At 66.3% G+C, this 20,977-nt stretch carries 21 protein-coding genes; 3 read left to right on the top strand and 18 right to left on the bottom strand.

The features are described from left to right. Positions 1 to 18: 18 nt before the first annotated feature. The 12 genes from CFE35_RS06510 to CFE35_RS06455 form a co-directional block, all read right to left on the bottom strand. Positions 19 to 471: a hypothetical protein gene (locus CFE35_RS06510; RefSeq protein WP_292929206.1), complete on the bottom strand. Its 453-nt coding sequence runs from the start codon at positions 469 to 471 to the stop codon at positions 19 to 21. Positions 472 to 676: 205 nt separating this feature from the next. Next, positions 677 to 1,741, bottom strand: a complete 1,065-nt coding sequence (gene pufC / locus CFE35_RS06505) for a photosynthetic reaction center cytochrome PufC (RefSeq protein ID WP_292929204.1) — start codon at positions 1,739 to 1,741, stop codon at positions 677 to 679. Continuing rightward, positions 1,738 to 2,706, bottom strand: coding sequence for a photosynthetic reaction center subunit M (gene pufM, locus CFE35_RS06500; protein WP_292929202.1), 969 nt, complete (start codon positions 2,704 to 2,706; stop codon positions 1,738 to 1,740). Before pufM ends, pufC begins: the two co-directional genes overlap by 4 nt. A 14-nt stretch (positions 2,707 to 2,720) precedes the next feature. Then, positions 2,721 to 3,545 (bottom strand): photosynthetic reaction center subunit L, encoded by an 825-nt coding sequence (pufL, locus tag CFE35_RS06495; protein WP_292929201.1) that lies wholly within the window; start codon positions 3,543 to 3,545, stop codon positions 2,721 to 2,723. A 129-nt stretch (positions 3,546 to 3,674) separates the two neighbouring features. Continuing rightward, positions 3,675 to 3,854: a light-harvesting antenna LH1, alpha subunit gene (gene pufA, locus CFE35_RS06490; protein WP_292929874.1), complete on the bottom strand. Its 180-nt coding sequence runs from the start codon at positions 3,852 to 3,854 to the stop codon at positions 3,675 to 3,677. A gap of 108 nt (positions 3,855 to 3,962) precedes the next feature. Continuing rightward, positions 3,963 to 4,115, bottom strand: a complete 153-nt coding sequence (pufB, locus tag CFE35_RS06485; RefSeq protein ID WP_292929199.1) for a light-harvesting antenna LH1, beta subunit — start codon at positions 4,113 to 4,115, stop codon at positions 3,963 to 3,965. A 124-nt stretch (positions 4,116 to 4,239) separates the two neighbouring features. After that, positions 4,240 to 5,685: a chlorophyllide a reductase subunit Z gene (gene bchZ / locus CFE35_RS06480; protein ID WP_292929197.1), complete on the bottom strand. Its 1,446-nt coding sequence runs from the start codon at positions 5,683 to 5,685 to the stop codon at positions 4,240 to 4,242. Continuing rightward, on the bottom strand, positions 5,682 to 5,873 hold the full coding sequence (locus CFE35_RS06475; RefSeq protein ID WP_292929195.1) for a hypothetical protein: 192 nt from the start codon (positions 5,871 to 5,873) through the stop codon (positions 5,682 to 5,684). The genes bchZ and CFE35_RS06475 overlap by 4 nt, the downstream gene beginning before the upstream one ends. Then, positions 5,870 to 7,408: a chlorophyllide a reductase subunit Y gene (gene bchY, locus CFE35_RS06470; protein WP_292929193.1), complete on the bottom strand. Its 1,539-nt coding sequence runs from the start codon at positions 7,406 to 7,408 to the stop codon at positions 5,870 to 5,872. The genes CFE35_RS06475 and bchY overlap by 4 nt, the downstream gene beginning before the upstream one ends. Then, positions 7,398 to 8,393, bottom strand: coding sequence for a chlorophyllide a reductase iron protein subunit X (locus CFE35_RS06465; protein ID WP_292929191.1), 996 nt, complete (start codon positions 8,391 to 8,393; stop codon positions 7,398 to 7,400). The genes bchY and CFE35_RS06465 overlap by 11 nt, the downstream gene beginning before the upstream one ends. Then, positions 8,390 to 9,325, bottom strand: coding sequence for a chlorophyll synthesis pathway protein BchC (gene bchC, locus CFE35_RS06460; protein WP_292929189.1), 936 nt, complete (start codon positions 9,323 to 9,325; stop codon positions 8,390 to 8,392). Before bchC ends, CFE35_RS06465 begins: the two co-directional genes overlap by 4 nt. Positions 9,326 to 9,497: 172 nt before the next feature. Further along, positions 9,498 to 10,670 (bottom strand): methyltransferase, encoded by a 1,173-nt coding sequence (locus CFE35_RS06455; RefSeq protein WP_292929187.1) that lies wholly within the window; start codon positions 10,668 to 10,670, stop codon positions 9,498 to 9,500. Positions 10,671 to 10,798: 128 nt separating this feature from the next. Between CFE35_RS06455 and CFE35_RS06450 the strand changes: the two genes are divergently transcribed. Then, the gene (locus CFE35_RS06450; RefSeq protein WP_292929185.1) at positions 10,799 to 11,941 is read left to right on the top strand and encodes a hypothetical protein; all 1,143 of its coding nucleotides are present in this window, start codon (positions 10,799 to 10,801) and stop codon (positions 11,939 to 11,941) included. A 28-nt stretch (positions 11,942 to 11,969) separates the two neighbouring features. Here the strand turns inward: CFE35_RS06450 and CFE35_RS06445 are convergent, their stop codons facing one another. From CFE35_RS06445 to bchI, 4 genes are read right to left on the bottom strand one after another with little or no spacing between them, the layout of a single operon-like run. Further along, complete coding sequence (locus CFE35_RS06445) at positions 11,970 to 12,107, bottom strand: hypothetical protein (protein ID WP_292929183.1); 138 nt, start codon at positions 12,105 to 12,107, stop codon at positions 11,970 to 11,972. A 14-nt stretch (positions 12,108 to 12,121) separates the two neighbouring features. Further along, positions 12,122 to 12,997 (bottom strand): alpha/beta fold hydrolase BchO, encoded by an 876-nt coding sequence (gene bchO, locus CFE35_RS06440; protein WP_292929181.1) that lies wholly within the window; start codon positions 12,995 to 12,997, stop codon positions 12,122 to 12,124. 10 nt (positions 12,998 to 13,007) lie between these two features. Then, entirely contained in the window at positions 13,008 to 14,699 is a 1,692-nt protein-coding gene (locus tag CFE35_RS06435; RefSeq protein ID WP_292929179.1) for a magnesium chelatase subunit D, read from the bottom strand. Beyond that, complete coding sequence (bchI, locus tag CFE35_RS06430; protein ID WP_292929177.1) at positions 14,696 to 15,697, bottom strand: magnesium chelatase ATPase subunit I; 1,002 nt, start codon at positions 15,695 to 15,697, stop codon at positions 14,696 to 14,698. Before bchI ends, CFE35_RS06435 begins: the two co-directional genes overlap by 4 nt. Before the next feature lie 111 nt (positions 15,698 to 15,808). On the opposite strand from bchI, the gene CFE35_RS06425 reads away from it, so the two are divergent. Together CFE35_RS06425 and CFE35_RS06420 are read left to right on the top strand one after the other, a co-directional pair. Next, positions 15,809 to 17,029, top strand: a complete 1,221-nt coding sequence (locus tag CFE35_RS06425; RefSeq protein ID WP_292929175.1) for a DUF3422 domain-containing protein — start codon at positions 15,809 to 15,811, stop codon at positions 17,027 to 17,029. Between the two features lie 128 nt (positions 17,030 to 17,157). Continuing rightward, a complete protein-coding gene (locus CFE35_RS06420; RefSeq protein ID WP_292929173.1) occupies positions 17,158 to 17,595 on the top strand; it encodes a CHRD domain-containing protein in 438 nt (145 codons plus the stop codon). A gap of 997 nt (positions 17,596 to 18,592) precedes the next feature. On the opposite strand, the gene CFE35_RS06415 is transcribed toward CFE35_RS06420, so the two are convergent. Then, on the bottom strand, positions 18,593 to 19,822 hold the full coding sequence (locus tag CFE35_RS06415; RefSeq protein WP_292929171.1) for an argininosuccinate synthase: 1,230 nt from the start codon (positions 19,820 to 19,822) through the stop codon (positions 18,593 to 18,595). A gap of 98 nt (positions 19,823 to 19,920) precedes the next feature. Further along, complete coding sequence (locus CFE35_RS06410) at positions 19,921 to 20,790, bottom strand: hypothetical protein (RefSeq protein ID WP_292929169.1); 870 nt, start codon at positions 20,788 to 20,790, stop codon at positions 19,921 to 19,923. Between the last annotated feature and the right edge of the window lie 187 nt (positions 20,791 to 20,977).

Below are 20,977 nucleotides of genomic sequence, written 5' to 3'. Positions count from 1 at the left end.
GTGGTGAGCGGACGCAATCTAACCGAGCATCTCCTCTCGTTCGTCATCTGAGCAAAGCGCGATGGCTGCTAGACTATGTTGGCCTTTGGCATGGGCGATCACAGCTATGAGGCTCCGAACCAGTTCGCCTTGTGATGCGTTAGCAAGATCGCGGATGGCCAAAGGCAAGACCGACCGCCATGCCGCAGTATATGCGGGTATGAGCGAGGGAGGGATCAATTCGGCTCCGTCTGCTCGCGCTTCCTCGATCGTCGCGATGAGAGCATAGGCGTCCCAGTCTGGTTGGCTTGACGTTTCAAGCAGTTCCACCAAATCCGGTACGGCAGCATACGAAGCCGACCCAACGTTGCCTTGGTGATAAAGTCGCTCCCACAGTGTTCCCACTGCTCCAGGGGCTTCGCCACTCCGCCAACGAGCTATAATTGGGCGAGGGTCAAACGGATTGCCATAGGCGTCGTAAAGCTCACTCATCGGGTCATCTTCGCTTTACACTGCGCTGAGATCAATGACTGCTTTGCTAGGGCTTCTCGAAAAAACAGGTTTGTATTTCCGCAATCCTGCGTTGCTGCTCTTGCAACTCCACCCAAAAGAAAACCCCCGCGATTCCAAGGAACCGCAGGGGCCAGGTAGTCCGCGCCGGTTGCGAGCGCGGGGGTGTTTGAGTGCCTGACCCGGGTCAGGGCATCTTGGTCGGCGCTGCAGCCGGGGCCGGAGCAGCGGCCGCCGTGACCAGCGGACCGCTGGGCCGCAGGGCCGGGTAGTCCTTGACCATCGAGACGCCGCCGAGAGGCTTGTTCACGCCGCGGTGGCAGGTGGTGCAGTTGACCTTGAGCGGGTCACCCATCGGCCCGAGGCGGTGCTTCGGGAACACGCTGGCTAGCGGGGTGATGTAGCTCCCGTTGATGTCGCGCACCATGCGGTAGCCGTACCAGGCACCAACACGCTTGGGCGTGCTCATGTTCCAGGCCTGGAACGAGCCGGCGTTGTGGCAGAACGCGCAGTTCACGCCCAGCGCGGTCGAGGTGTGCATCATCAGGCTGTACGTGCCCTCGGTTTCCATCGTCGAGGTCGTCGCCAGCTTTGATGGGTGGCTGTATTCCGACTGGACCCGGATCTGGGACGAATCGCTGTTCAGCAGGTACTTGGCAAACGCCGTGTTGGGCAGCGACGAATAGGCCGTGCTGACCATCGGTGCATTCTGGCCATGCTTGTTGCCCAGAATGGTATCGGGATTGCCGGCCGCCGGAAGCGCCCAGTTCTCGCTCGGGATCGCCTGACCGCGGTGGCAGGTGTAGCAGGTGACGCCGGTCTGTTTCACGTGCTGGGTCCAGCTCGTGTTGATGTTCCGGGTCATCTGCAGCATCCGCCGCGCGACCTTCTTGGTGTAGATCTCGTCCGAGGCCATGTTGGCCGGGTTGTGGCAATAGTTGCAGCCCTGTTCCGGCGCGATCCACTGGGTGATCGCGGCCATCGTGTAGCTGAACTCGTCCTCCGAGATGTCTCCCAGAACCTGGACGTTCTGGTAGGCTTCGCGGGCTGGCTTGCCGCCGGGCTTGGGCGGATCATAGGGCGGGGCGGGAACCTCGCCGATCTTCTTCTTGTCCGATACGAGATGGACCTGGTCCATGCCCGTACCGCGGAAGCCGGTCTGCTGGACCGATTTGGTTTCCAATTGGCAGGCACCGAGCAGCGCCGCGCCGGCGAGGGCTGCGCCGAAGCGCAGCAGCATGGTTCTGGTCATTGTCCCTTGCTCCCCAATGCCGGATCCACAACCCCTGTGTTGGGATAGGACGGCGCGTAGTGGTGCTGTTGTGCCCACAGGTACCAGTTATCGACAACGGTGCCGGTGAGCAGGATGCCGATGCCGCCGGTCAGCGTGGTCAGCACGGCAAACCACCAGGCCCAACGGTGGATCGATTCCATCGTGGCGTTGAAGCCCATGGTCCAGCGCCAGAACAGGGCAGCGCGCTCCGATGCCGTACCGCGATCGGTGATCTGCTCGATTTCGCGCTCACCGCCATAGCGGCCGACTGCCAGAATGGTTGCGCCGTGCATCGCGAAGAGCAGCGTCGAGCCATAGAGGAAGGCGATCGAGAGAGCGTGGAACGGGTTGTAGAACAGGTTGCCGTAACGGATCGAGAACGCGGCGGTCCAATCGAGGTGCGGGAAGATGCCGAAGGGCACGGCTTCCGACCAGCTGCCCATGAACATGGGCCGAATGAAGCCGAGCACGAGGAACAGCCAGATCGCCGAGATGAACGCCCAGAATACGTGGGTGCCCATGCCAAGCGCGCGGGCCCGGCGGTAGGTGCGGATCGACCAGAGCAGAACCGAGGCGGTCAGGAACATGCCCGCGAGGATCCACCAGCCGCCCTTGGCGAGCGGAACGATGGGCGAGAACCCGTATTCCGGCCCCGGCGGCTCAAGGCTGAGCCAGGGCAGCATGCGGACGAACTGGATCGGATCCCAGTTGACCGAAGCCATCATGTTGAGCCCGATGATCTCGAACGCGGTCAGCCCGCACAGGATCGAGAGGAGCCCCGTCCAGCCAAGGTAGATCGGGCCGAGCTGGGCCTGGCCGAAGCGGCCGAAGAGGTGGTTGAACCCTACGGCGGTGCCGCGTGGATCACTGCCCGGCTTCATCCCGATGCCCATTTCCGGGGCATGGCTGAGCTGAACCTGGGTGAAGATATTCTGATAAGCCATGGCTTGGTTCTCCTTCACGACCAGATCGGCAGGTTGAGCCACCAGTTCCACCATTCAGGCCATCCGCGGGTCCACAGCGGGCCGCTGATGATGATGCAGACCGCGCTCCAGAAACCGGCGTTGAGCGCCAGCAGGAGGCCCAGGCGGTGGATGCCCAGGGTGCCGATCGAGTAACCGATCAGATCGCGGAAGAAGGTATCTTCATATTCCGGCGTCTTGACCGTTTCGCCTTCGGCCGGGTTCACGGCGGAGAGCACCAGCGCCCCGTGCAATGCGAGCGCGAGGCAGGTGGTGAAGAAGAACGACACCGCCAGCATGTGCGCCGGATTGTAGTGGAAGTGCAGGTATTGGTAGCCGGTGTTCGACACCCAATCGAGGTGGCTGAAGATGCCGTAGGGGAAGCCGAAGTGCCATGCACCCAGCAGCACCGGACGGATCACCACCAGCGAGACGTAGGCGAAGATGGCAAAGCCGAACGCAATCGGCACATGGTATCCCATGCCCAGCTTGCGGCAGATTTCCACTTCGCGCAGCGCCCACGATGTGAACGACACGATCGCGCAGACCGTGATGACCTGCCAGAAGCCGCCCTCGTTGAGGGGAGCAAAGCCGAGGCCATATTTGAGGTCAGGCGGCGCGATCGAGATCAGCCAGGGGTTCCACGTGCCACCTTGTGAAGCACAGTAGAGAATGAGGGCTGTTCCGAGCGAGGCGAAGATCGCCGTGATCACTCCGAAAAACCCAACGTAGAACGGGCCGACCCAGAAGTCGAAAAGGTCCCCGCCGATCAACGTGCCTCCGCGCACGCGATACTTTCGCTCGAAACTGAGGAGCGCCATAGCTCTATCCTCCCCCGCCCAAGCCTGGCGGGCACATGTATATGGTCAAAATCAACCGGTTGCCCCCCCGCAGTGCCGGAGGCGGCATGTCCACACGTGGTGGGATGCCGCCTCTTGCCTTGCAGGTGGTCAGGGTGCGGCCGCGGCTGCGGCTGCGGCTGCCGGTGCCGCGGTGTGCGGGCCGTCGAGCCAGTTGAAGCGAGGGGTGCTGAGCAGGATGAAGTGAATCACGATTGCCAGCACAAACAGGAACGCGGCAAGTGCCACGAGGGCCCTGCGCGGATCGAAAATAAGCCAGACTCTCCACATGGTCATTTTCCTTGTGAATGCGCCACTTGGGCGCGGTCGTTCAGGTTCGGCCAAAACATGGCCGGGTGGCCGTTATGGCCAAACGTGTTTGAAGTGACGGTGGATTTCTTACGAAATCCAGGGACGCCACGACCACACGAGGAAGTGGGCAACCACGGCCACTCCGGTGAAGCCAATGAAGCTGGTCATGAACAGCTTGTGAAATTCCTTGGCTTCTTCGGGCGTCAGGTAGGTCCTGAGCCCCAGGCGATCATCGCTCATATCTGCATCTCCAGTATTGACGTGCAAAGCGAGAGGCGGCGATCGCCCCCCGGCGATATTCCAACGGCCGAAACCGAGGGAATGGTGGTCCCCGCTGGATAGCGGGTGATGGGGTGGGCGCGGCTCATGGAGCCGCGCTGCCAAGCAGCGCATCGGCCAGCCGGTCGGCGCTGACGATGCTTTCGCCCTCGCGGCGTGCGGCTTGTTCGGCCGCGTCGCGCAGACGTCTTGCAAAAGAGATGCGGATCAGCACCGGCTGTGCTTCGACGAGCTCGTCGAGCCGGGCCTTGGCTTCGTCGCTCCACGGCAGTTCGCGGTGTGCCCGCGCCGGCGTGGCAGGCACCGCATCGAGCTGCGTTGCCAGCGGGAGGATGTGAAACAGCGCATCGAACAGCGCGTTGCACACTTCCTGGATGAGATACGTCGCACCGGAATAGCCCATGAAGGGCGTTCCGGGATGGCGGCGGATGGCCGCACCCGGGAAACTGGCGGGGATATAGATGCTGCGCGCGCCGCATTCGGCGAGGTACATACGCTCGTTGTAGCTGCCGAACACGACCATCGGCGCACCAGCCCGGATCGCGTCGCGCACGTCCTCGTTCTTCGGCTTCACGCCGGCACTGCGCGAGAAGGCGAAGGCGCAGGGCAGGCCCATATCCTCTTCGAGGAAATGGCGGATCCCGCGCGTGTAGGTCTCGTTCGCCACGATGCCGAAGCTGGCCGTGCCGAAGAAGTCCTGCGTCACCGAACGCCACAAGTCCCACAGCGGCTTGATCGTGGTGTGCTTTTCGCGGGTGATGAATGGTTCGGGATCGAGCCCGAGCGATGCGCCCAGCGCTTCGAGGAAGCGAGTGGTGGACGTGAGCCCGACCGGCGCCTGGAAATAGGGCCGCTCCAGCACTTCGCACAAGTTGCGGCCAAACTCGCGGTAGAGGCAGACGTTGGCGTCTGCGTCCGCCAGCTTGCGGATATCGGCGAGGTGGCAGCCCAGTGGGAACACCATGTTCACTTCGGCGCCGATGCCCTCGATCAGGCGGCGCACTTCGGCAAGGTCGGAGGCCATGTTGAACATGCCGTAGGCCGGGCCGATGATGTTGACGCGCGGCTTTTCGCCTTCCTTACGCGCCTTGGGGGCGGGCATCGCCTTGGGGCCGAACTCGGTCCACAGCCAGCTGAGCGCGCGGTCCGCCGATTGCCACTGATCCTCGTCGATCGTGCGCGGCAGGAAGCGCTTGATGTTGGTGCCGCCTGGCGTGACGCCGCCGCCGATCATTTCGGCAATCGAGCCGGTGACGACGACCGCTGGCAGATCGGGATCGAGGGTCTTCCACGCGCGGCGCATGGCGGCTTCGGTGCCGGTTTTGCCCAGCTCTTCCTCGCCAAGGCCCGTGACGACGATGGGCAGCTCGTGCGGCGGCAGGCCGTCGGTGTAGTGCAGGACGGACGTGACCGGCAGGTTCTCGCAGCCCACGGGGCCATCGATAATCACCTGCAGGCCCTTGACCGCCGTGAAGACGTAGACCGCGCCCCAGTAGCCCCCGGCCCGATCATGATCGATGATGAGGGTCATGCGCACCCTCCGAAGGTCTGGCCCAGAGACTGGCTCAAAGCCTTGCCCAAGGTATGGCCGAACAGCAGTGCCGACGTCTGGTCGGACGTCTGGTCCGAAGGCGGGCTCGATGGCTGGCTGGCCGGTTGGCGCGAAGGCTGAACGGTGACAGCGAGGCGCTGGCCGCGATAGGCGAGGAGCAGGATCATGAGCCCACCGCCTCGGCCGCCTTGCGGGCAGCCTCGTTGAGCGCAGCGTACTTCTTCTTGAAGTTCGGACGGTCCTGCGGAGTATCTTCCCACACGCCGGTGGTGTGGCCGGTGCCGACGCCCTCGAAGAAGGCCGACATGCGGTCGAAGCGGGCTTTCCCGGCGATGGCGGTGTTGACCACCATCGCAAGGCTGCCAGCGCCAGCCGGGCCCATCAGCGGGCGGGCCGAGATGAGGTTGGTGAAATAGAGCGCCGGGATCGCCATCTGCTTGGCGTGCTGCACGACCGGGGTCGTGCCGATGGCGAGATCGGGGCGGAATTCCTCGACCGCGGCAATGTCCTGTTCGAGGCTGGCGCGATATTGCACGCGCACGCCGCGGGCCTGGAGCCATTCGCGGTCAGGATCGGACCAGACGGTGCGCGGGCAGGCGGTGCCGACATAGCGCACGTCCGCGCCGCTTTCGATGAGCAGGCGGGCGACCAGCAGTTCGGAGCCTTCATAGCCCGAAACGGTGATCCGGCCCTTGATCGGGCGGGCCGCCAGCGCAGCCGTGATCGCCGGGAGAACGCGGTTCTGCGCATTCGCGACGGCTTCGGCGCTGACGCCGCAGGCATCGCCGATGGCCGCGAGCCAGGCGGCGGTGCCATCACGCCCGACCGGGGCGGAGCCGACGACGGTGCGGCCAGCGGCCTCGAATTCGCGCACGCTGGCGGTATAGAACGGATGGATCGCGGCGACGGCAGCGCAATCGAGCGCAGCATAAAGCTCGCGCCATTCGCGCGTCGGCACGACCGGCCCGGCGGCGAGGCCCATCGGCTCCAGCATCTGGGAAATGCCCATCGGATCAACCGGGAACATCTCGCCCAGCAGCGTTATGGTTGGCTTGTCTGAGCGGCTCGCCGGAGCGCTCACCGGGCCAGCTTCAGCCTCGCTGCGGGCATAGGCGAGCATGGCACCGGCAAGCACGTCCTTGGCTTCGGCATGCGTCGGGATGCCAAATCCCGGCACGTCGATTCCGATGATCCGGACGCCGTTGATTTCCTTGCCAAGCAGGCGCAGCGGCACGCCGCTTGCGGTCGGCACGCAGAGGTTGGTGACGACGATGGCATCGTAGTCCGCCGGATCAGCGAGCTTCTCGACCGCTTCCTTGATATCCTCGAAGAGCTTGCCGGTGACGAGCGTTTCCGAGCTGAACGGCACGTAGCCGACGCTGCGCCGCGCGCCATAGAAGTGCGACGTGAAGGTGAGGCCATAAACGCAGCAGGCCGAGCCCGAGAGCACGCTGGCCGTGCGCCGCATCCGAAGGCCCACGCGCAGCGAGCCGAAGGCCGGGCACATCGATTGCGGCTGATCGTGCGGGCCGACCGGATAGTCGGCGGCATAGCGATCGAGCACTTCGCTCTTGCCAGCGGCGCGCGCGGCATCGCGCATCCGGTCCACACCGCCGTGGCAACCGCCATCTTCGCCCGCCGGAACGAGCGCGTCAGGTGTCGCGTCAATTCTGTCGGGAGCGGGGCGCGCGTCAGATGTCATCGTAGATGACCTCCAGCGAAGCCTTGGCTTCGAAGGTGCCGCCGCGCATGTCGGCCTGGGTGGCGGGCAGCAGCGTCACGTTGCCACCGGTATCCTCGGGCGAGAACAGGCCGAGCAGGCCGTCCTGGTCGAGCGGCTTGGGCCGGCGCGGGGGCGCGGTGGCGACGTTCTCCGCCAGTTCCTCGAACAGGCTGCCCCACTGCGTGTCGGGCCGGCCGATGATCTGGTAATTGGCGGACTTGCGGCGAATATCCTCGTCCGCCGGGATCGCGCAGAGCACCGGAATGTCGACCGCTTCGGCAAAGGCCTTGGCCTCTCCGGTGCCGTCGTCCTTGTTGATGATCATGCCGGCGACGCCGACATTGCCGCCCATTGAGCGGAAATATTCAACTGCCTTGCAGACGTTGTTCGCGACGTAGAGTGACTGGAGATCGTTCGAGCCGACGACGATGACCTTCTGGCACATGTCGCGCGCGATCGGCAGGCCGAAGCCGCCGCAGACCACGTCGCCGAGGAAATCGAGCAGCACGTAATCGAAGCCCCACTCGTGGAAGCCGAGCTTTTCCAGCAGTTCGAAGCCGTGGATGATCCCGCGCCCGCCGCAGCCCCGGCCCACTTCCGGCCCGCCAAGCTCCATCGCGAAAACGCCGTCGCGCTGGAAGCAGACGTCCTCGATCTTCACGTCTTCCCCGGCCAGCTTCTTGCGCGCCGAGGTTTCGATGATCGTGGGGCAGCTCTTGCCGCCAAACAGCAGCGAGGTGGTATCGGACTTGGGATCGCAGCCGATCAGCAGCACGCGCTTGCCCTGCTGGGCCATCATGTAGCTGAGGTTGGAGAGGGCAAAGCTCTTGCCCGAGCCGCCCTTGCCGTAGATCGCGATGATCTGCGTTTCCTTGGTCACTTCGGTCGGCACGATCGCATCGGGTTCGATCGCCGCTTCGTCGCGAAGAGCCTGAACGCGCGCAGATGCTTCAAGAGTTGTCATGCGCAATCGCTCCAATCGAGAACCATCTTCAGGCAGTTGCGGTCGGTGAAGGCCGCAGGATAGGCTTCGGCTGCTTCGCTCGCGGGGCGCACATCGGTGACGAGGCCGGAGAGATCGAGGCGTCCCGAGCGGATGAGATCGCGTGTGCGGGCCAGATCGTCCGGCGCCCATTCGGCGGCGACGCGGATGCGGGCTTCGGCGCGGAAGGCAGCCGGAAAGGCGAAGTTCAGCCGTTCGGCATAGAACCCGGCGAGATTGATTTCGCCGCCGCGGGCCAGGCGCCCCATCAGCGTATCGAGAATGTTCGAATCGCCGCTGGCATCGCAGATCGAGTGATAATCGCGGCGCGGATCGGCATCGGGCGTGAGCACGGTGTAGCCCACGCCGCCGCCGGTGCGCTGCGGATCGGTTTCCCACACAGTGGGAGCGCCGCCGCCCAGCGCCATCGTGATGCGCGCCAGCAGGCGGCCGAGCACGCCGTGCCCGATGATGAGATCGGGCAGGGTGCCGCCGTCCAGGGCATGCAGCGCCGTCGCCGCGAGGGCAAAGAGCACGCCGTCAGCCTTGAGCGACTCGTCGATGGTCAATGCGCGGGTGGACGGGAGAACGAGGCGGCGGGCCGAGCCGCCGAACAGGCCGCGGGCATCGCGAAAGCAGCTGGCGCCGGGCACAAACACCCAGTCACCAATGCGCGACCAGGCATCCCGGCCGGCATCGATCACGCGGCCAACCGATTCGTAACCGGGCACCAGCGGGTAGCCCATGCCCGGAAACATGGGCATTTTCCCGGTCCAGAGCAATTTTTCGGTGCCGGTGCTGATGCCGCTCCAGCGGACTTCGACCACCACGTCGGTTCCGGTCGGCGCATCGAGCGCGAGGGGCCTGAGAGCCAATTGCTCCGGTGCCTCCATGATGAGCGCTAGTGCTTCCACGACCATTTTCCCCTCAGCCCGGGCCGGACGGCGTGCCGTTCGGTCTAGGGGGCTTTCCGAGTGTCAGCTTACATTGTCATGAATGAGTGTCAACTCGGCACTACACTTTTGTAGGGGCTACCCCTGCGATAAACTGTGCCGCAGCGCCGATGATCCGTTTGGCTGGAACGGGTTAGGCCCGTGCAACAATCGCACCGCAGACGAGCGGGAGATGTGTGGGGAGCTCCTTCCAGCTCGCGAAACCGGCGCTGTGCAGCATGGCGCCGATTTCGGCCGGACGGCGGGGGCGGCCCGATCCCATGGCCCAGAGATACAGCCCGAAATACGCGTCTCCCATCGCGCCGCCGCCGGGTGCTCCGGCCATCGGCTCGCCAATCAGCAGCGTGCCGCCGGGCGGCAACGCAGCGCGAACCGCGCGCAGAATGCGCAGCGCGGGCTCGTCGTCATGATCGTGGAGAATGCGCACGAGCGTGATGAGATCATGGCCCGTAGGCAGCGGATCATGCAGGAAACTGCCTTTGTGGAAGGTCAGCCGGGGGGCGATCAGCGCATCGCGGCCGAGCCTGGTTTCCGCGCCCGCAACGACATCGGGCAGATCGAACAGGCCGAGTCGCAAACCGGGGGCAGCCATGCCGACCGCCCGCACGAACGCCCCCGTGCCGCCGCCCACATCGAGCAGCGCCTGGTGTCGGCCGAACTTGTAGGCTGCGATGAGCTGCTCGCTCACCATGGCCTGCGATGCGGCCATCAGCGCGGAGTATTCCGCGGCAGCGGGCTCGTTATCCGCATCGCCCTGCCGCCCGGGCGGAACCGCGCCGGTCGCGCTGGCGCGGGCATAAGTCCAGAAATCCGAGAGCGCGGTGGGGTCTTTGCGGTCCGCGCGCAGCAGCGCCAGCGGATCGGCAAGATCGGCATAGAGCAGCGCGTGGTGGCGGATCATCGCCCGCGCGCCCGGATTGCACTGCAAGGCCGCGCCATCCATCCCCAGCGTCCAGCGCCCGCCCGGGAGCGACTCGGCGATCCCCAGCGAGGCCGCAGCCCGCAGCAGGCGTTCGGCGGCGGGCAGGCCAAGGCCGGCGCGTTCAGCGGCAGTCGCCGTATCGCAGGCTCCTTCGGCCAGCAGATCGAGCAATCCGCTCTCGACGCACGCGGCCAGCACTTGCGCATAGGCAAACCCGGCCACCAGATCGAATGCCCGCTGCGCGCGGGAGCGCACGATCGGGCGGGTGAGCGGGAAGGCGGCGGCCCACTGCTGGAACCGGGGACTGGTCAGCAAGCGGTTGCGCAAGCCGATCCAGCGTTCCTTGAGGCCTGCCTTTCGGGGCAAATCCATTTGAGTGGACATTTTCATATGTCAATTACATTGGACATTTACGGGCAATGCGTCAATCATCCCCGCAGCCCGCTGTCATGCGAGGCGAGGGAGATCGAGCCATGTGGCGAGGCAATGTTCGCACAGGGAGCGCGTTTGGGGTGAGGGACGGCGATGACGCCGCCGCATCATACTTGCGTTCGGACGAGCTGGCAGCGGGCATTCCCTCCAGCGAATGGCCCCCGCTCTGGACCGGCATAGCGCGCATGAACGGGGCCCTGCCGCCTGCCGCCCCGGCGCCAGATCCGTGGGCCTTGCTGCGCCGGGGCGAGGATGATCGCCTCGTGCGGGCACCCGGCGCGCGCGACAGCGATGCGCATCCCCGGTTCGATGCGCCGGTCCCGGCGGGCGGTTACAGCTGGTGGTATGTCGATGCGCTGAGCGACGACGGCCAGCACGGCCTCACCGTGATCGCGTTCATCGGCAGCGTGTTCTCACCTTATTTCAAGCGTTCGGGGCGGGGCAATCCGCTCGATCACTGTGCCCTCAACGTCGCGCTCTATGGCCCCAAGGCGCGCTGGACGATGACCGAACGCGGCGAACATGCCGTGCAGCCCGAGCGGGACCAGTTCGCGATCGGGCCGAGCAGCGTGCGCTGGGCGGGCGATTGTCTGGTCATCGATATCGAGGAACGCGACAAGCGGATCATGAACCCGCTGCGGCGCCGCGTGGCAGGGCAGATCAAGGTCTGGCCTGAAATGCTCAACACCGAAGCCTTCGCGCTCGATCCGGCGGGCAAGCACTTGTGGCACTGCCTTGCCCCGCGCGCGCGCATATCGGTGGAGATGCAGGCGCCGGAGCTGAGCTGGCAGGGCAGTGCCTATCTCGATTCCAACCGAGGGTCTGAGTCGCTGGAGGAAGGCTTTCGCATCTGGCACTGGTCGCGCGCGCATCTCGGCAAGGATGTGGCGGTGTTCTATGAAGGCCAGCGCCGCGATGGCACCACGTTTGCCAGCGCGCTGCGGTTCGACAAGGCGGGCGTGCCGCATGAGGCTGACTTGCCGCCGACCGCGCCGCTGCCCAATACGCTGTGGCAGATGGAGCGCGTTACGCGGGCAGACCGGGGCCATGCCACGGTGCGCCGCACCTGGGAGGATTCGCCGTTCTACACGCGCTCCACGCTCCACGCGCGGCTCTATGGCGAGCCGGTGGTGGCGATGCAGGAAACGCTGTCGCTAGACCGGTTCTGCTCACCCATCGTGCAGCAACTGATCCCGCACCGTATGCCGCGCGCGCGCAAGTGATCGTGCGCGGGGTGGAAAGCGCCGCCGTTCAGTCCTTCCCGGCGGCATCCTTCTTGGCTTTGTCCCTGGCGATCTCGCGGTTGACCGAGACCAACTGCCACACGCCGATGCCCAGCGCGACGCCGCCGAAGACGACCATTTCGATCCATCCGAAGTTTTCAGCCATGCAGTCTCTCCCCTTCAGGCAGGCACCGCCGCATCGGCGAAGATCGCCTGCGCAACCAGATCCGCGCGCTCTTCGTGCGCCAGGTGGCCAAGCCCTGCAAGCACGTTGAGCTGCGCCTGCGGGATCAGCCGCGCGGCCTGCTGCGCGGCGCTGGTCGGCACGGCGGCATCCTTTGCGCCGTGGATCAGCCGCACGCGCGGCTGCACTTGGGGCAGATCGCGTTGCAGGCCGGCCAGATCCCAACCGGCCATCATTTCCAGCGCGCCGCCGCAATGGTGCGAATTGCCCAGCAGCATGGCGTAGCAGCGCACGCCCTCGGCATCGATCCGCGATCCGGTGGAGCGGACCAGCAACCGTTCGGTATCGCCGGAGGTGCGCGCGCTGGCTGCGAACAGGCGCGGCACCAGCGGATTACGCACCAGCGCGCGGGCGAGCCCCTGAAACAGCGGCGCGAACACGCCGGGGAAAGGCATGAGTGCAGCGTTGAGGCCGATCACTTCGGGCACGGCAAAGCCGCCGCACACCATCCTGAGTGCGATCGCGGCGCCTGCCGAATGGCCGATCAGTTGCACCGGGCGCACGTCCAGCACGGCCAGCAGCGCAGTGACTGCTGCCGCCATGCCGGGCAGGGTCAGCCCGCCTGCGGGCTTCCCGCGCGTGAAGCCGTGGCCGGGCAGGTCCAGCGCGATCACGCGGTGCTGCTCCGCCAGCATGGGCATCAGGTGCCGCCAGCTGTGCGTGGCCGCGCCGGTGCCGTGGAGCAGCACCACGGGCGGTCCCTCGCCGGTTTCCTGCACGTGCCATGTCAGCCCGCCCGCCTCGACAAAGCGGCTGGCGGCGCGGTGGGGCCAGTGGCGCCCGTCCGCCTCCCAGCGCAGCGGCGGGCTCATGCCGAAGGCTTCATGTCAGCGCGCCAATCACTTTGCTCAGCGTGGCCGCGTTCGCTTGCGGCAAGGGCACGTAGCGCGCCCGCATTGCCCCGGCCACGGCGGCGGCTTCGGGCCGGGGTCGGGGCGAAATGTCGATCACCACGCCCGCTAGCCCCGCCGCAGCAATCGCCCTTCCGGCTTTGAGCGCATCGTCGGTGGCGGCGGCGCGGTTGGTGCTGCCATCGAGCGCGATATTGCCGCGCCCGTCAGTCAGGACCACGAGCAACGGTGTATAGCCCCGGCGCGTCAGGCCAGTGCCAAGCGTGCAGACCATCGAAAGTCCCGCCGCCAGCGGAGTGCCGCCGCCGCCGGGAAGCTCGGTCAGCGCCCGGCGCGCGCGGGTGAGCGAGCGGGTGGGCGGCAGCAGCAATTGCGCCTCGTTGCCGCGAAAGGCGACGAGCGCGACTTCGGTGCGCTTCACATAAGCCTGCGCCAGCAGCAACTCGACCGCGCCCTTGGCTTCGGCAAGGCGCGTGAACGCAGCCGAGCCCGAGGCATCGACCGCGAAGATCGTGACCGAGGCACTGCGCGCTTCGAAGCGGCGGACGCGCACGTCGTCCTTCATGATGCGCAGGCCGGAGCGGGTATCGCCGCCTTCCGCGCGGCGCAGCGCCTGCCACGGAACGGCTGCGCGCAAGGTATCGATCAAGGCCAGTCGTGCGCCGCCGCGCGGGAGGCCCTGCCGCGCGGCGAGCGGGCGGCCCCTGAGCGGCGACAAATGCCGCGCCCCGCCGCCACTGCCCGCTCCGCGCCGGGTGCGCCCATCGGCCAGCGCTTCGAGCAGGCCGGGTGGGATCGCAGCGGCGGCGGCGGCGATCAACTGATCGGGATCGGGCGTGCCGGTGTCCTCGCGCTCCTGGTCGCCGGGATTATCGGCCTCGCCTTCCGGAGGCGGGGGAGGGGGCGGGGTTTCGTCTTCCGCCTGATCCTCCGGCGGGGGCGGGGGCAGCCGGGTGGCGCGCGGGGAGAGCACCAGCCGGGCTGCCGCCGCCAGATCGCTTTCGCGCACCACATCGCGGCCATCGAGCCGCGCGCTTGCGCCCGCTGCCAGCGCGGCAAAGCGCAGTGCGCGCCCGGAATCGACGCCCAGCGCGAGCGAGACGGCGGCCAGCGCCTCCAGCCCTTCTGCGGTGCAGGCCGGGAGATCCGCCGGGGAGGCGAGGGGTGCGGGCAGTTCGATGGCGGCAAGCCCTGCGGGCGCGGTCGTCCCCAGATCGCAGGCAAACGCCACGCGCTCGGTCAGGCTTAGCGGCGGCACTTCATCGCGCTCGGCCCCGTCATCGAGCAGCACGAGGCCAAAGCGCTGAGCCGCATCGGCATGATCGAGCGCCTGCGCCACGCTTCCGGCGAGCGCGGGCGTGATCCGCTCGGCCAGCGGCGCGATCACCACCCCGCCGCGCGCTTCATCGAGGAAGCCGGTGCGGGGCACACTGCGCCCGGCGGCAAGGCTGGCGGCAAGGTCGATCCCGCCGTGCAGCCGCTCACCATCGATATGCGCGGGCATGCGCCGCAGATGCACCGCCGTGCCCAGCCGTTCGACCAGCGCATCGCGCGCCGGGCCGGGGCCGCGCAGCCACAGCCCGCCAAAGCCCGCCGGCCAGAGCGCAAAGGCGCGCAGCGCCAGCGCCGCGTCATCCGCGGCGGGCGCGGCAGGGGATGTCACCCGAAGACCTCGGCCACCGCGCGCTCGATGCGGGTGGTCGATCCCGTTTCATCCAGCACATCGCGGCGCAGGCGGTGGCGAAGTGCCATGGGAGCAACGGCGATCACATGCTTGCGCTTGACCGTATCTGCACCCTCCAGCGCCGCCTGTGCGCGGGCGGCACGCATCAGCGTGAGTTCGCCGCGCAGGCCATCGGCCTTGCAAGCCATGCACAGCCGCGAGGCATCGTAGAGCACTTCGTCCGGCGTCTCGACCGAAGGGAGGCGCGTGCGCCCGCGTGCGATCTTGCGCACGATCTTGGCGTCCGCCGGTGCCCATTCTTCGCCAAACGTCGCCGGATCACGCTCGTGCGAGGCGCAGCGGCGCATGATTTCCACGCGCGCATCGAGCGTCTGCGGCGTGCGCACTTCCACCGATAGCCCGAACCGGTCGAGCAACTGCGGGCGCAGTTCGCCCTCTTCCGGATTGCCGCTGCCGATCAGCACGAACTTGGCCTTGTGCCGTACCGAAAGCCCTTCGCGCTCTACCAAGTTCTCGCCCGAAGCTGCCACATCGAGCAGCAGATCGACGAGGTGATCCTCCAGCAGGTTGATCTCGTCGATATAGAGAAAGCCCCGGTGCGCCTTGGCCAGCAGGCCCGGCTCGAATCGCTTTTCGCCCGAGCGCAGCGCGCGCTCCAGATCGAGCGCGCCGATCACGCGGTCCTCGGTCGCGCCCAAAGGCAGATCGACGAAGGGCACCGCGCGCTTGGCGGACTTCTTCGATGTACACGGATCTGGACAAGTTCCGGCATCGCTTGGCGCGCAGCCGAAGCGGCAGCCTTCCACCGCGACAATCGGCGGCAGGATCGCGGCCAGCGCGCGCGCCGCCGTCGATTTGCCCGTCCCGCGATCGCCGAAGACCATCACGCCCCCGATGGCAGGGTCGACAGCGGCCAGCAGCAGGGCCTGCTTCATTTCGTCTTGCGCGACGATGGCGGAGAAGGGAAATCGGTTCATAGTGTCAAGCAATCTGGACTATGCGGGTTGTAACAGCAAGTGTGCTGTGAAAGACTATGCGCAAGGCGAGGTGCGGCGCGAAGCAGCGTCGGACGGGGAGTGCCATAAGCCATGCTCAACGAACACCGGCTGCGGCGCGAGATTGTCGGCGAGATGCATCTGCGCCGCTGGCCGCCGATCACGCCCCCGATGCAGATCATCCAGATCCTGCGCCTTGGCGCTTCCGAGGGCCTGCCGCCGTTTCGTGGCGGTCCGGCCTTCACCGCCGATGCGGGCCAGCGCCACATGCAGGGCATCCTTGCCGAAGGCCTGCTGTTTACGTGGGAACGCCATAGCGAGGCGACGACGCTGACCGTCTTTGCCAGCCCCGATGCGCCGCTGCTCGCCGAAGCGCGCGCCTGGGCGGAAAGCGCGCCGGGCGATGTGCTGCGCGCCACGCTGATCGATATCGAAGCCGATGCCGCTGCTGCTGCCGCGCGCATGGCGCAGTTCGAAGTCGATCCGGCAGAGCTGGTCTGCTGCGATTTCGGCGGCGGCGCGCGGCTTTCTTCCGATTTCCGCATCAAGGACGAAGGCTATGGCCGCCTTGTCGTCGCGGCGGGGCAGCTGGGGCCGGTCGATCTCGCCCGCGCGGTGCAATCGCTGCAGGAACTGGGCAATTATCGCAACATGGCGCTGCTTGGCCTGCCGGTCGCGCGGGCGTGCTGGGGCAAGCTCGATGCCGCCGAGGAAGAACTGCGCGCCTTCGGCCGCCGTCTCGATTCGGATGAGACCTCGGACAACGACCTGCTCGATGCGCTGTGCGCCATGTCGCTTGAGCTGGGCACCATCGCCAGCGATTCGCGCTACCGGCTGAGCGCCACGGCGGCTTACGCGCGGCTGGTCGATGAACGCCTCGCGACGCTCGCGCCGGTCGCGATTCCCGGCTTCGCCAGCCTTGCCGATTTCACCCAGCGGCGCTTTCATCCTGCCATCCGCACCTGCGAGACGGTGGTGCGCCGCCAGCAGGAACTGGCCGAACGCTCCGCGCAGCTGACCTCGCTGCTGCGCACCCGCATAGAAACGCGGATCGAGGACCAGAACGGCCAGCTCCTCAAATCGCTGGAAAGCGCGACCCGCACGCAGCTGCGCCTGCAGCACCTCGTCGAAGGCTTCTCCACCGTCGCCATCACCTATTACGCGGTCTCGCTCCTCGCCTATCTCAGCGGCGGTCTTGCGCTGTTCGGCGTGCATGTGGAGCATGATCTGTTTGCCGCGCTCGTCATCGTGCCGGTGTTCATCATGCTGTTCGTCTATCTCCGCCGCGAACGCAGCCGCCTCGGCGCGCATTGAACCAGAGCCGCCTTGCGCGCCAAGCCACGAGGCGTAGGATCACCGCATAGGCAGCACAGCCGGCTGGCGAGTCTGAGCACAGGCGCGCGCAAGGTGCCGGACAGGCTGCGACAACAGGAGACAATGCGATGACCAAGGTTCCTGCACGCGCGCTGCTGATTGCCGGATGCACGGCAGCGCTGGCGCTCACCCCCGCCGCGGCCTTCGCCGAAACAGTGGTGCTGACCGCAAACCTTTCAGGCGCCAACGAAGTCGGCGGCGGCGCGCCCGAAGGCAACGGCGCCTTCCGCGCCGAGGTGAACACCGAATCCGGCGATTTCTGCTACACGCTCTATGCCGAAAAGACTGCCGCCCCCACCATGGCTCACGTCCACACCGGCGCGGCTGGCAGCAACGGCGGCCCCCTCATCAGCATCGACGTTACGGGCAAGGGCAGCGACATGTGCATCGCGGTCGAACCCGACAAGCTGAAGTCCATCATCGCCAATCCGGCGGGGTTCTATGTGAACATCCATACCGCGGATTTCCCCGGCGGCGCGGTGCGCGGGCAACTGGTCAAGGGGTGAGGCCGATCGTTCGGGACGGCGCGCATTAGCGTGCTGGTCTCGTGCATTGATGACCCCAAAACCAAATGGGGGTCGGCATTGCTGCCGGCCCCCACTGTCGCCGCTGCTGGCACTCTGGCTTTCCTGCGTCTGCGCGAATGCGCGTCCTTCCGCCGTCCTTTGTCCTTTGGACCCATCCTGTCGGGCAAAGTCCTCCGGTTCGCTGATCCGTCCGGTCCTTCCTGCTGGGCAGGTGCTTCCTTCCTCGTCAGCTATCAGTTCTGCGGTGTCCGCAGTTCCGGCGCAGTTCCGGGCCGCATGGACCCGGCATTCGCTGAGGCCGTCGCCGCCTGCCGCGCGTTGCCGCGTTTCGGGCTGCTGCTGGCGTGTTGCCTTTTCCGGCCCCTCCGGCACCGCTCCCTCCGGTCCAGCCTTTCGGCTTCGCCTTCGGACGGCCCACCATCGGGGAGAAAAGGGCCCTTCCGCGCGTTCTGGCGTGCTGCCCCTCGCTCCGCTTCTGCTGGCGCTTGCCCCCGATCTTGCGACCATCGGCCTTGCCGCATCCGCCTTGCTTCGGGACGCCATTCCGGCATCCGGAACCGATCTTTCCAGCTTGCGATCCGCCGCTTCCAGAACGAGCCTCAGCCCGCCTAAAGTGGTTTCAATGCAGACCTTCCAGTCCGGCCCGATCGGGAAATTTCCGCTTTCAGATCAGTGCGTTGCGACGCTTTTCCGTGGCTTCGTTTCCCTCTCAACAAGACAGAGGCTGCGCTTCGTTCCTGAGTCGCACAAGCGCAAAAATGCGAAGTTATCCACAGGCAGCCCAAGGACTGGTGGACAACTTCGCAAGCCGCGGAATCGGCTTTGATTTTCGGTTTGGGCTGAGCCTGGGGGCGCAGAAACCCCTCGCCAACTTCGGCTACGCAGCAAGCTGCCAAGCCTGCGTATCCTCTCCCCGAACGGTGAGAGGGTTGGGAAAGGGGGTTAGCGGTCCCTCTGCGCCAGCAGGCGCAGGCGTTTATCGGTCCCTCTGCGCCAGCAGGCGCAACCGGAGCGCATTGAGCTTGATGAAGCCCGCCGCGTCCTTCTGGTCGTAGGCCCCGGCGTCGTCCTCGAACGTCACGTGGCGTTCGGAGTAGAGGCTGTCGGGCGATTTGCGGCCGACGACCGAGGCATTGCCCTTGTAGAGCTTGAGCCGGACGGTGCCGTTCACCCGCGACTGGCTGTGATCGATGGCGGCCTGCAGCATCTCGCGCTCCGGGCTGAACCAGAAGCCGTTGTAGATAAGCTCGGCATACTTGGGCATCAGCTCGTCCTTGAGGTGCGCCGCGCCCCGGTCCAGCGTGATGCTTTCGATGCCGCGATGCGCGCGGGCATAGATTTCGCCGCCCGGCGTCTCGTACATGCCCCTGCTCTTCATGCCGACGAAGCGGTTCTCGACGAGATCGAGGCGGCCAATGCCGTGCTTGCGGCCCAGACCATTGAGCGCGGCGAGCAGCGTGGCGGGCGACATCGCCTCACCATTCAGGGCAACGCCGTCGCCCTTCGCGAAATCGATGGTGATGTATTCGGGCGTGTCCGGCGCGTCTTCCGGGTTCACCGTGCGGCTGTAGACGTAGTCCGGGGTCTCTTCCCACGGATCTTCCAGCACTTTGCCTTCGGACGAGGTGTGGAGGAGGTTCGCGTCGGTCGAGAACGGGCTTTCGCCGCGCTTGTCCTTCGGCACCGGGATCTGGTGTTCTTCGGCCCAGGCGATCAGCGCGGTGCGGGAGGTCAGGTCCCACTCGCGCCAGGGGGCGATGACCTTGATACCCGGCTCAAGCGCATAGGCGGAAAGTTCGAAGCGGACCTGATCGTTGCCCTTGCCGGTGGCGCCGTGGGCGACGGCATCCGCGCCGGTTTCGCGCGCGATTTCGATCAGGCGCTTGGAAATCAGCGGGCGCGCGATCGAGGTGCCGAGCAGGTAATCGCCTTCATAGCGGGCATTGGCGCGCATCATCGGGAAGACGAAATCGCGCACGAATTCCTCGCGCAAGTCGTCGATGTAGATGTGCTCCGCCTTCACGCCCATCAGCTCGGCCTTGGCGCGGGCAGGGGCGAGCTCTTCGCCCTGACCGAGATCGGCGGTGAAGGTGACGACCTCGCAGCCGTAAGTCACCTGCAGCCACTTCAGGATGACGCTGGTATCGAGACCGCCGGAGTAGGCGAGGACGACGCGCTTGATATCGGAGCGCTTGGTATCGGACATGGCAGCCAGCTTCCCGTGGAAAGGGTGAGAATGGCGCGGCGGCTAGCAGGGCAGACGCCCCGGTGCAACCGCTCTGCTGGCTCCATGAGGCTGGCCGATCAGAGGATCAGGTTTTCCTCGCTGATGATGGTGGGGAGGCGGATCTCCAGATCGGCTTTGCCGTCGCCATCGACGTCCCCCATGATCCAGCTGAACTCGTAGTAATCCGCATCGCCGCCGATGGCGCCGCGAATGTACCAAAGCTCGCCCGCCTTGCCGGACGAGCCGCCGACGAGCGAGAAATGCTGCATGCCGGCCTGCGTGGTATCAGCGTCCATGGCGGAGAGATCGATCACGTCGTGCGCGCGCGGGTGCGCGGCATCATAGGCGCGGAAGTTGTCGAAGACGTCACGCGCGTCCGGGGTCGAATCCGCTGCCGAGGTGTAGATGAAGCGCCAGCCGCCGGCGGTGCCGTTCTGGAAGTGGTCGCTGCCAGTGCCGCCCTTAACGCGCGCGGGGCCGCTGGAGGAGAACACGTCATCGCCCGCGCCGCCGATCAGCGTGTTGCGGCCAGCGCCGCCCGCCAGCACATCGTTGCCGCTGCCGCCGCTCAGCAGATCGTTGCCGCCCCCGCCGACGAGGACATCGTTGCCATCGCCGCCGAACAGCCGGTCCGCCCGGTCACCGCCGACCATGGTATCATTGCCCTGGCCGCCATAGAGGCGGTCCCGGCCGCCGCCGCCGACCAGCGTGTCGTTGCCGCCTCGCCCCAGGATTATTTCGTCCGCGAGGCTGCCGGTGATGGTGTTGGACAGGGCATTGCCGGTGATCACGCTGCGGCGCGCGATGCCCTCACCGCCGGTGACAAGAAGATCGGTGACATTCGGGCCGAGCTGGTAGTCGATGCCAGCGGCGATGGTTACGGGCCGGACGGGCGTGGTCGCAGCGAGAATGGCGGACCGAGAGGCATGAGCAAGCGAGCGGCGCATCGGACTGGGCTTTCGTAGCGTAACGGACTCGCCGTTCGTGTCCGCACGCCCTGCCGATTGCAACAGGGCGGACGCGGCGGACCGCGCCCGGCTGTCTCAAGTTGCGACAGGGGGTGAGGGGAAACGTGCTGCAATGCACCCAGTGGTCCCGAAGTGGGACGAAGATCAGCGTAATTACTAAGCCAGC

The organism is Novosphingobium sp. PASSN1 (genome assembly GCF_002278815.1).
The sequence above is the reverse complement of the archived record's forward strand: the minus strand, read 5'-3'. Positions and strand labels throughout refer to the sequence as shown.

What these genes read in the sequence shown, in the direction of transcription:
- CFE35_RS06510 (WP_292929206.1), bottom strand. Translation starts at nt 471, where the DNA reads ATGAGTGAGCTTTACGACGCCTATGGCAATCCGTTTGACCCTCGCCCA.
- pufC (WP_292929204.1), bottom strand. Translation starts at nt 1,741, where the DNA reads ATGACCAGAACCATGCTGCTGCGCTTCGGCGCAGCCCTCGCCGGCGCG.
- pufM (WP_292929202.1), bottom strand. Translation starts at nt 2,706, where the DNA reads ATGGCTTATCAGAATATCTTCACCCAGGTTCAGCTCAGCCATGCCCCG.
- pufL (WP_292929201.1), bottom strand. Translation starts at nt 3,545, where the DNA reads ATGGCGCTCCTCAGTTTCGAGCGAAAGTATCGCGTGCGCGGAGGCACG.
- pufA (WP_292929874.1), bottom strand. Translation starts at nt 3,854, where the DNA reads ATGTGGAGAGTCTGGCTTATTTTCGATCCGCGCAGGGCCCTCGTGGCA.
- pufB (WP_292929199.1), bottom strand. Translation starts at nt 4,115, where the DNA reads ATGAGCGATGATCGCCTGGGGCTCAGGACCTACCTGACGCCCGAAGAA.
- bchZ (WP_292929197.1), bottom strand. Translation starts at nt 5,685, where the DNA reads ATGACCCTCATCATCGATCATGATCGGGCCGGGGGCTACTGGGGCGCG.
- CFE35_RS06475 (WP_292929195.1), bottom strand. Translation starts at nt 5,873, where the DNA reads ATGATCCTGCTCCTCGCCTATCGCGGCCAGCGCCTCGCTGTCACCGTT.
- bchY (WP_292929193.1), bottom strand. Translation starts at nt 7,408, where the DNA reads ATGACATCTGACGCGCGCCCCGCTCCCGACAGAATTGACGCGACACCT.
- CFE35_RS06465 (WP_292929191.1), bottom strand. Translation starts at nt 8,393, where the DNA reads ATGACAACTCTTGAAGCATCTGCGCGCGTTCAGGCTCTTCGCGACGAA.
- CFE35_RS06455 (WP_292929187.1), bottom strand. Translation starts at nt 10,670, where the DNA reads ATGTCCACTCAAATGGATTTGCCCCGAAAGGCAGGCCTCAAGGAACGC.
- CFE35_RS06445 (WP_292929183.1), bottom strand. Translation starts at nt 12,107, where the DNA reads ATGGCTGAAAACTTCGGATGGATCGAAATGGTCGTCTTCGGCGGCGTC.
- bchO (WP_292929181.1), bottom strand. Translation starts at nt 12,997, where the DNA reads ATGAGCCCGCCGCTGCGCTGGGAGGCGGACGGGCGCCACTGGCCCCAC.
- bchI (WP_292929177.1), bottom strand. Translation starts at nt 15,697, where the DNA reads ATGAACCGATTTCCCTTCTCCGCCATCGTCGCGCAAGACGAAATGAAG.
- CFE35_RS06425 (WP_292929175.1), top strand. Translation starts at nt 15,809, where the DNA reads ATGCTCAACGAACACCGGCTGCGGCGCGAGATTGTCGGCGAGATGCAT.
- CFE35_RS06420 (WP_292929173.1), top strand. Translation starts at nt 17,158, where the DNA reads ATGACCAAGGTTCCTGCACGCGCGCTGCTGATTGCCGGATGCACGGCA.
- CFE35_RS06415 (WP_292929171.1), bottom strand. Translation starts at nt 19,822, where the DNA reads ATGTCCGATACCAAGCGCTCCGATATCAAGCGCGTCGTCCTCGCCTAC.
- CFE35_RS06410 (WP_292929169.1), bottom strand. Translation starts at nt 20,790, where the DNA reads ATGCGCCGCTCGCTTGCTCATGCCTCTCGGTCCGCCATTCTCGCTGCG.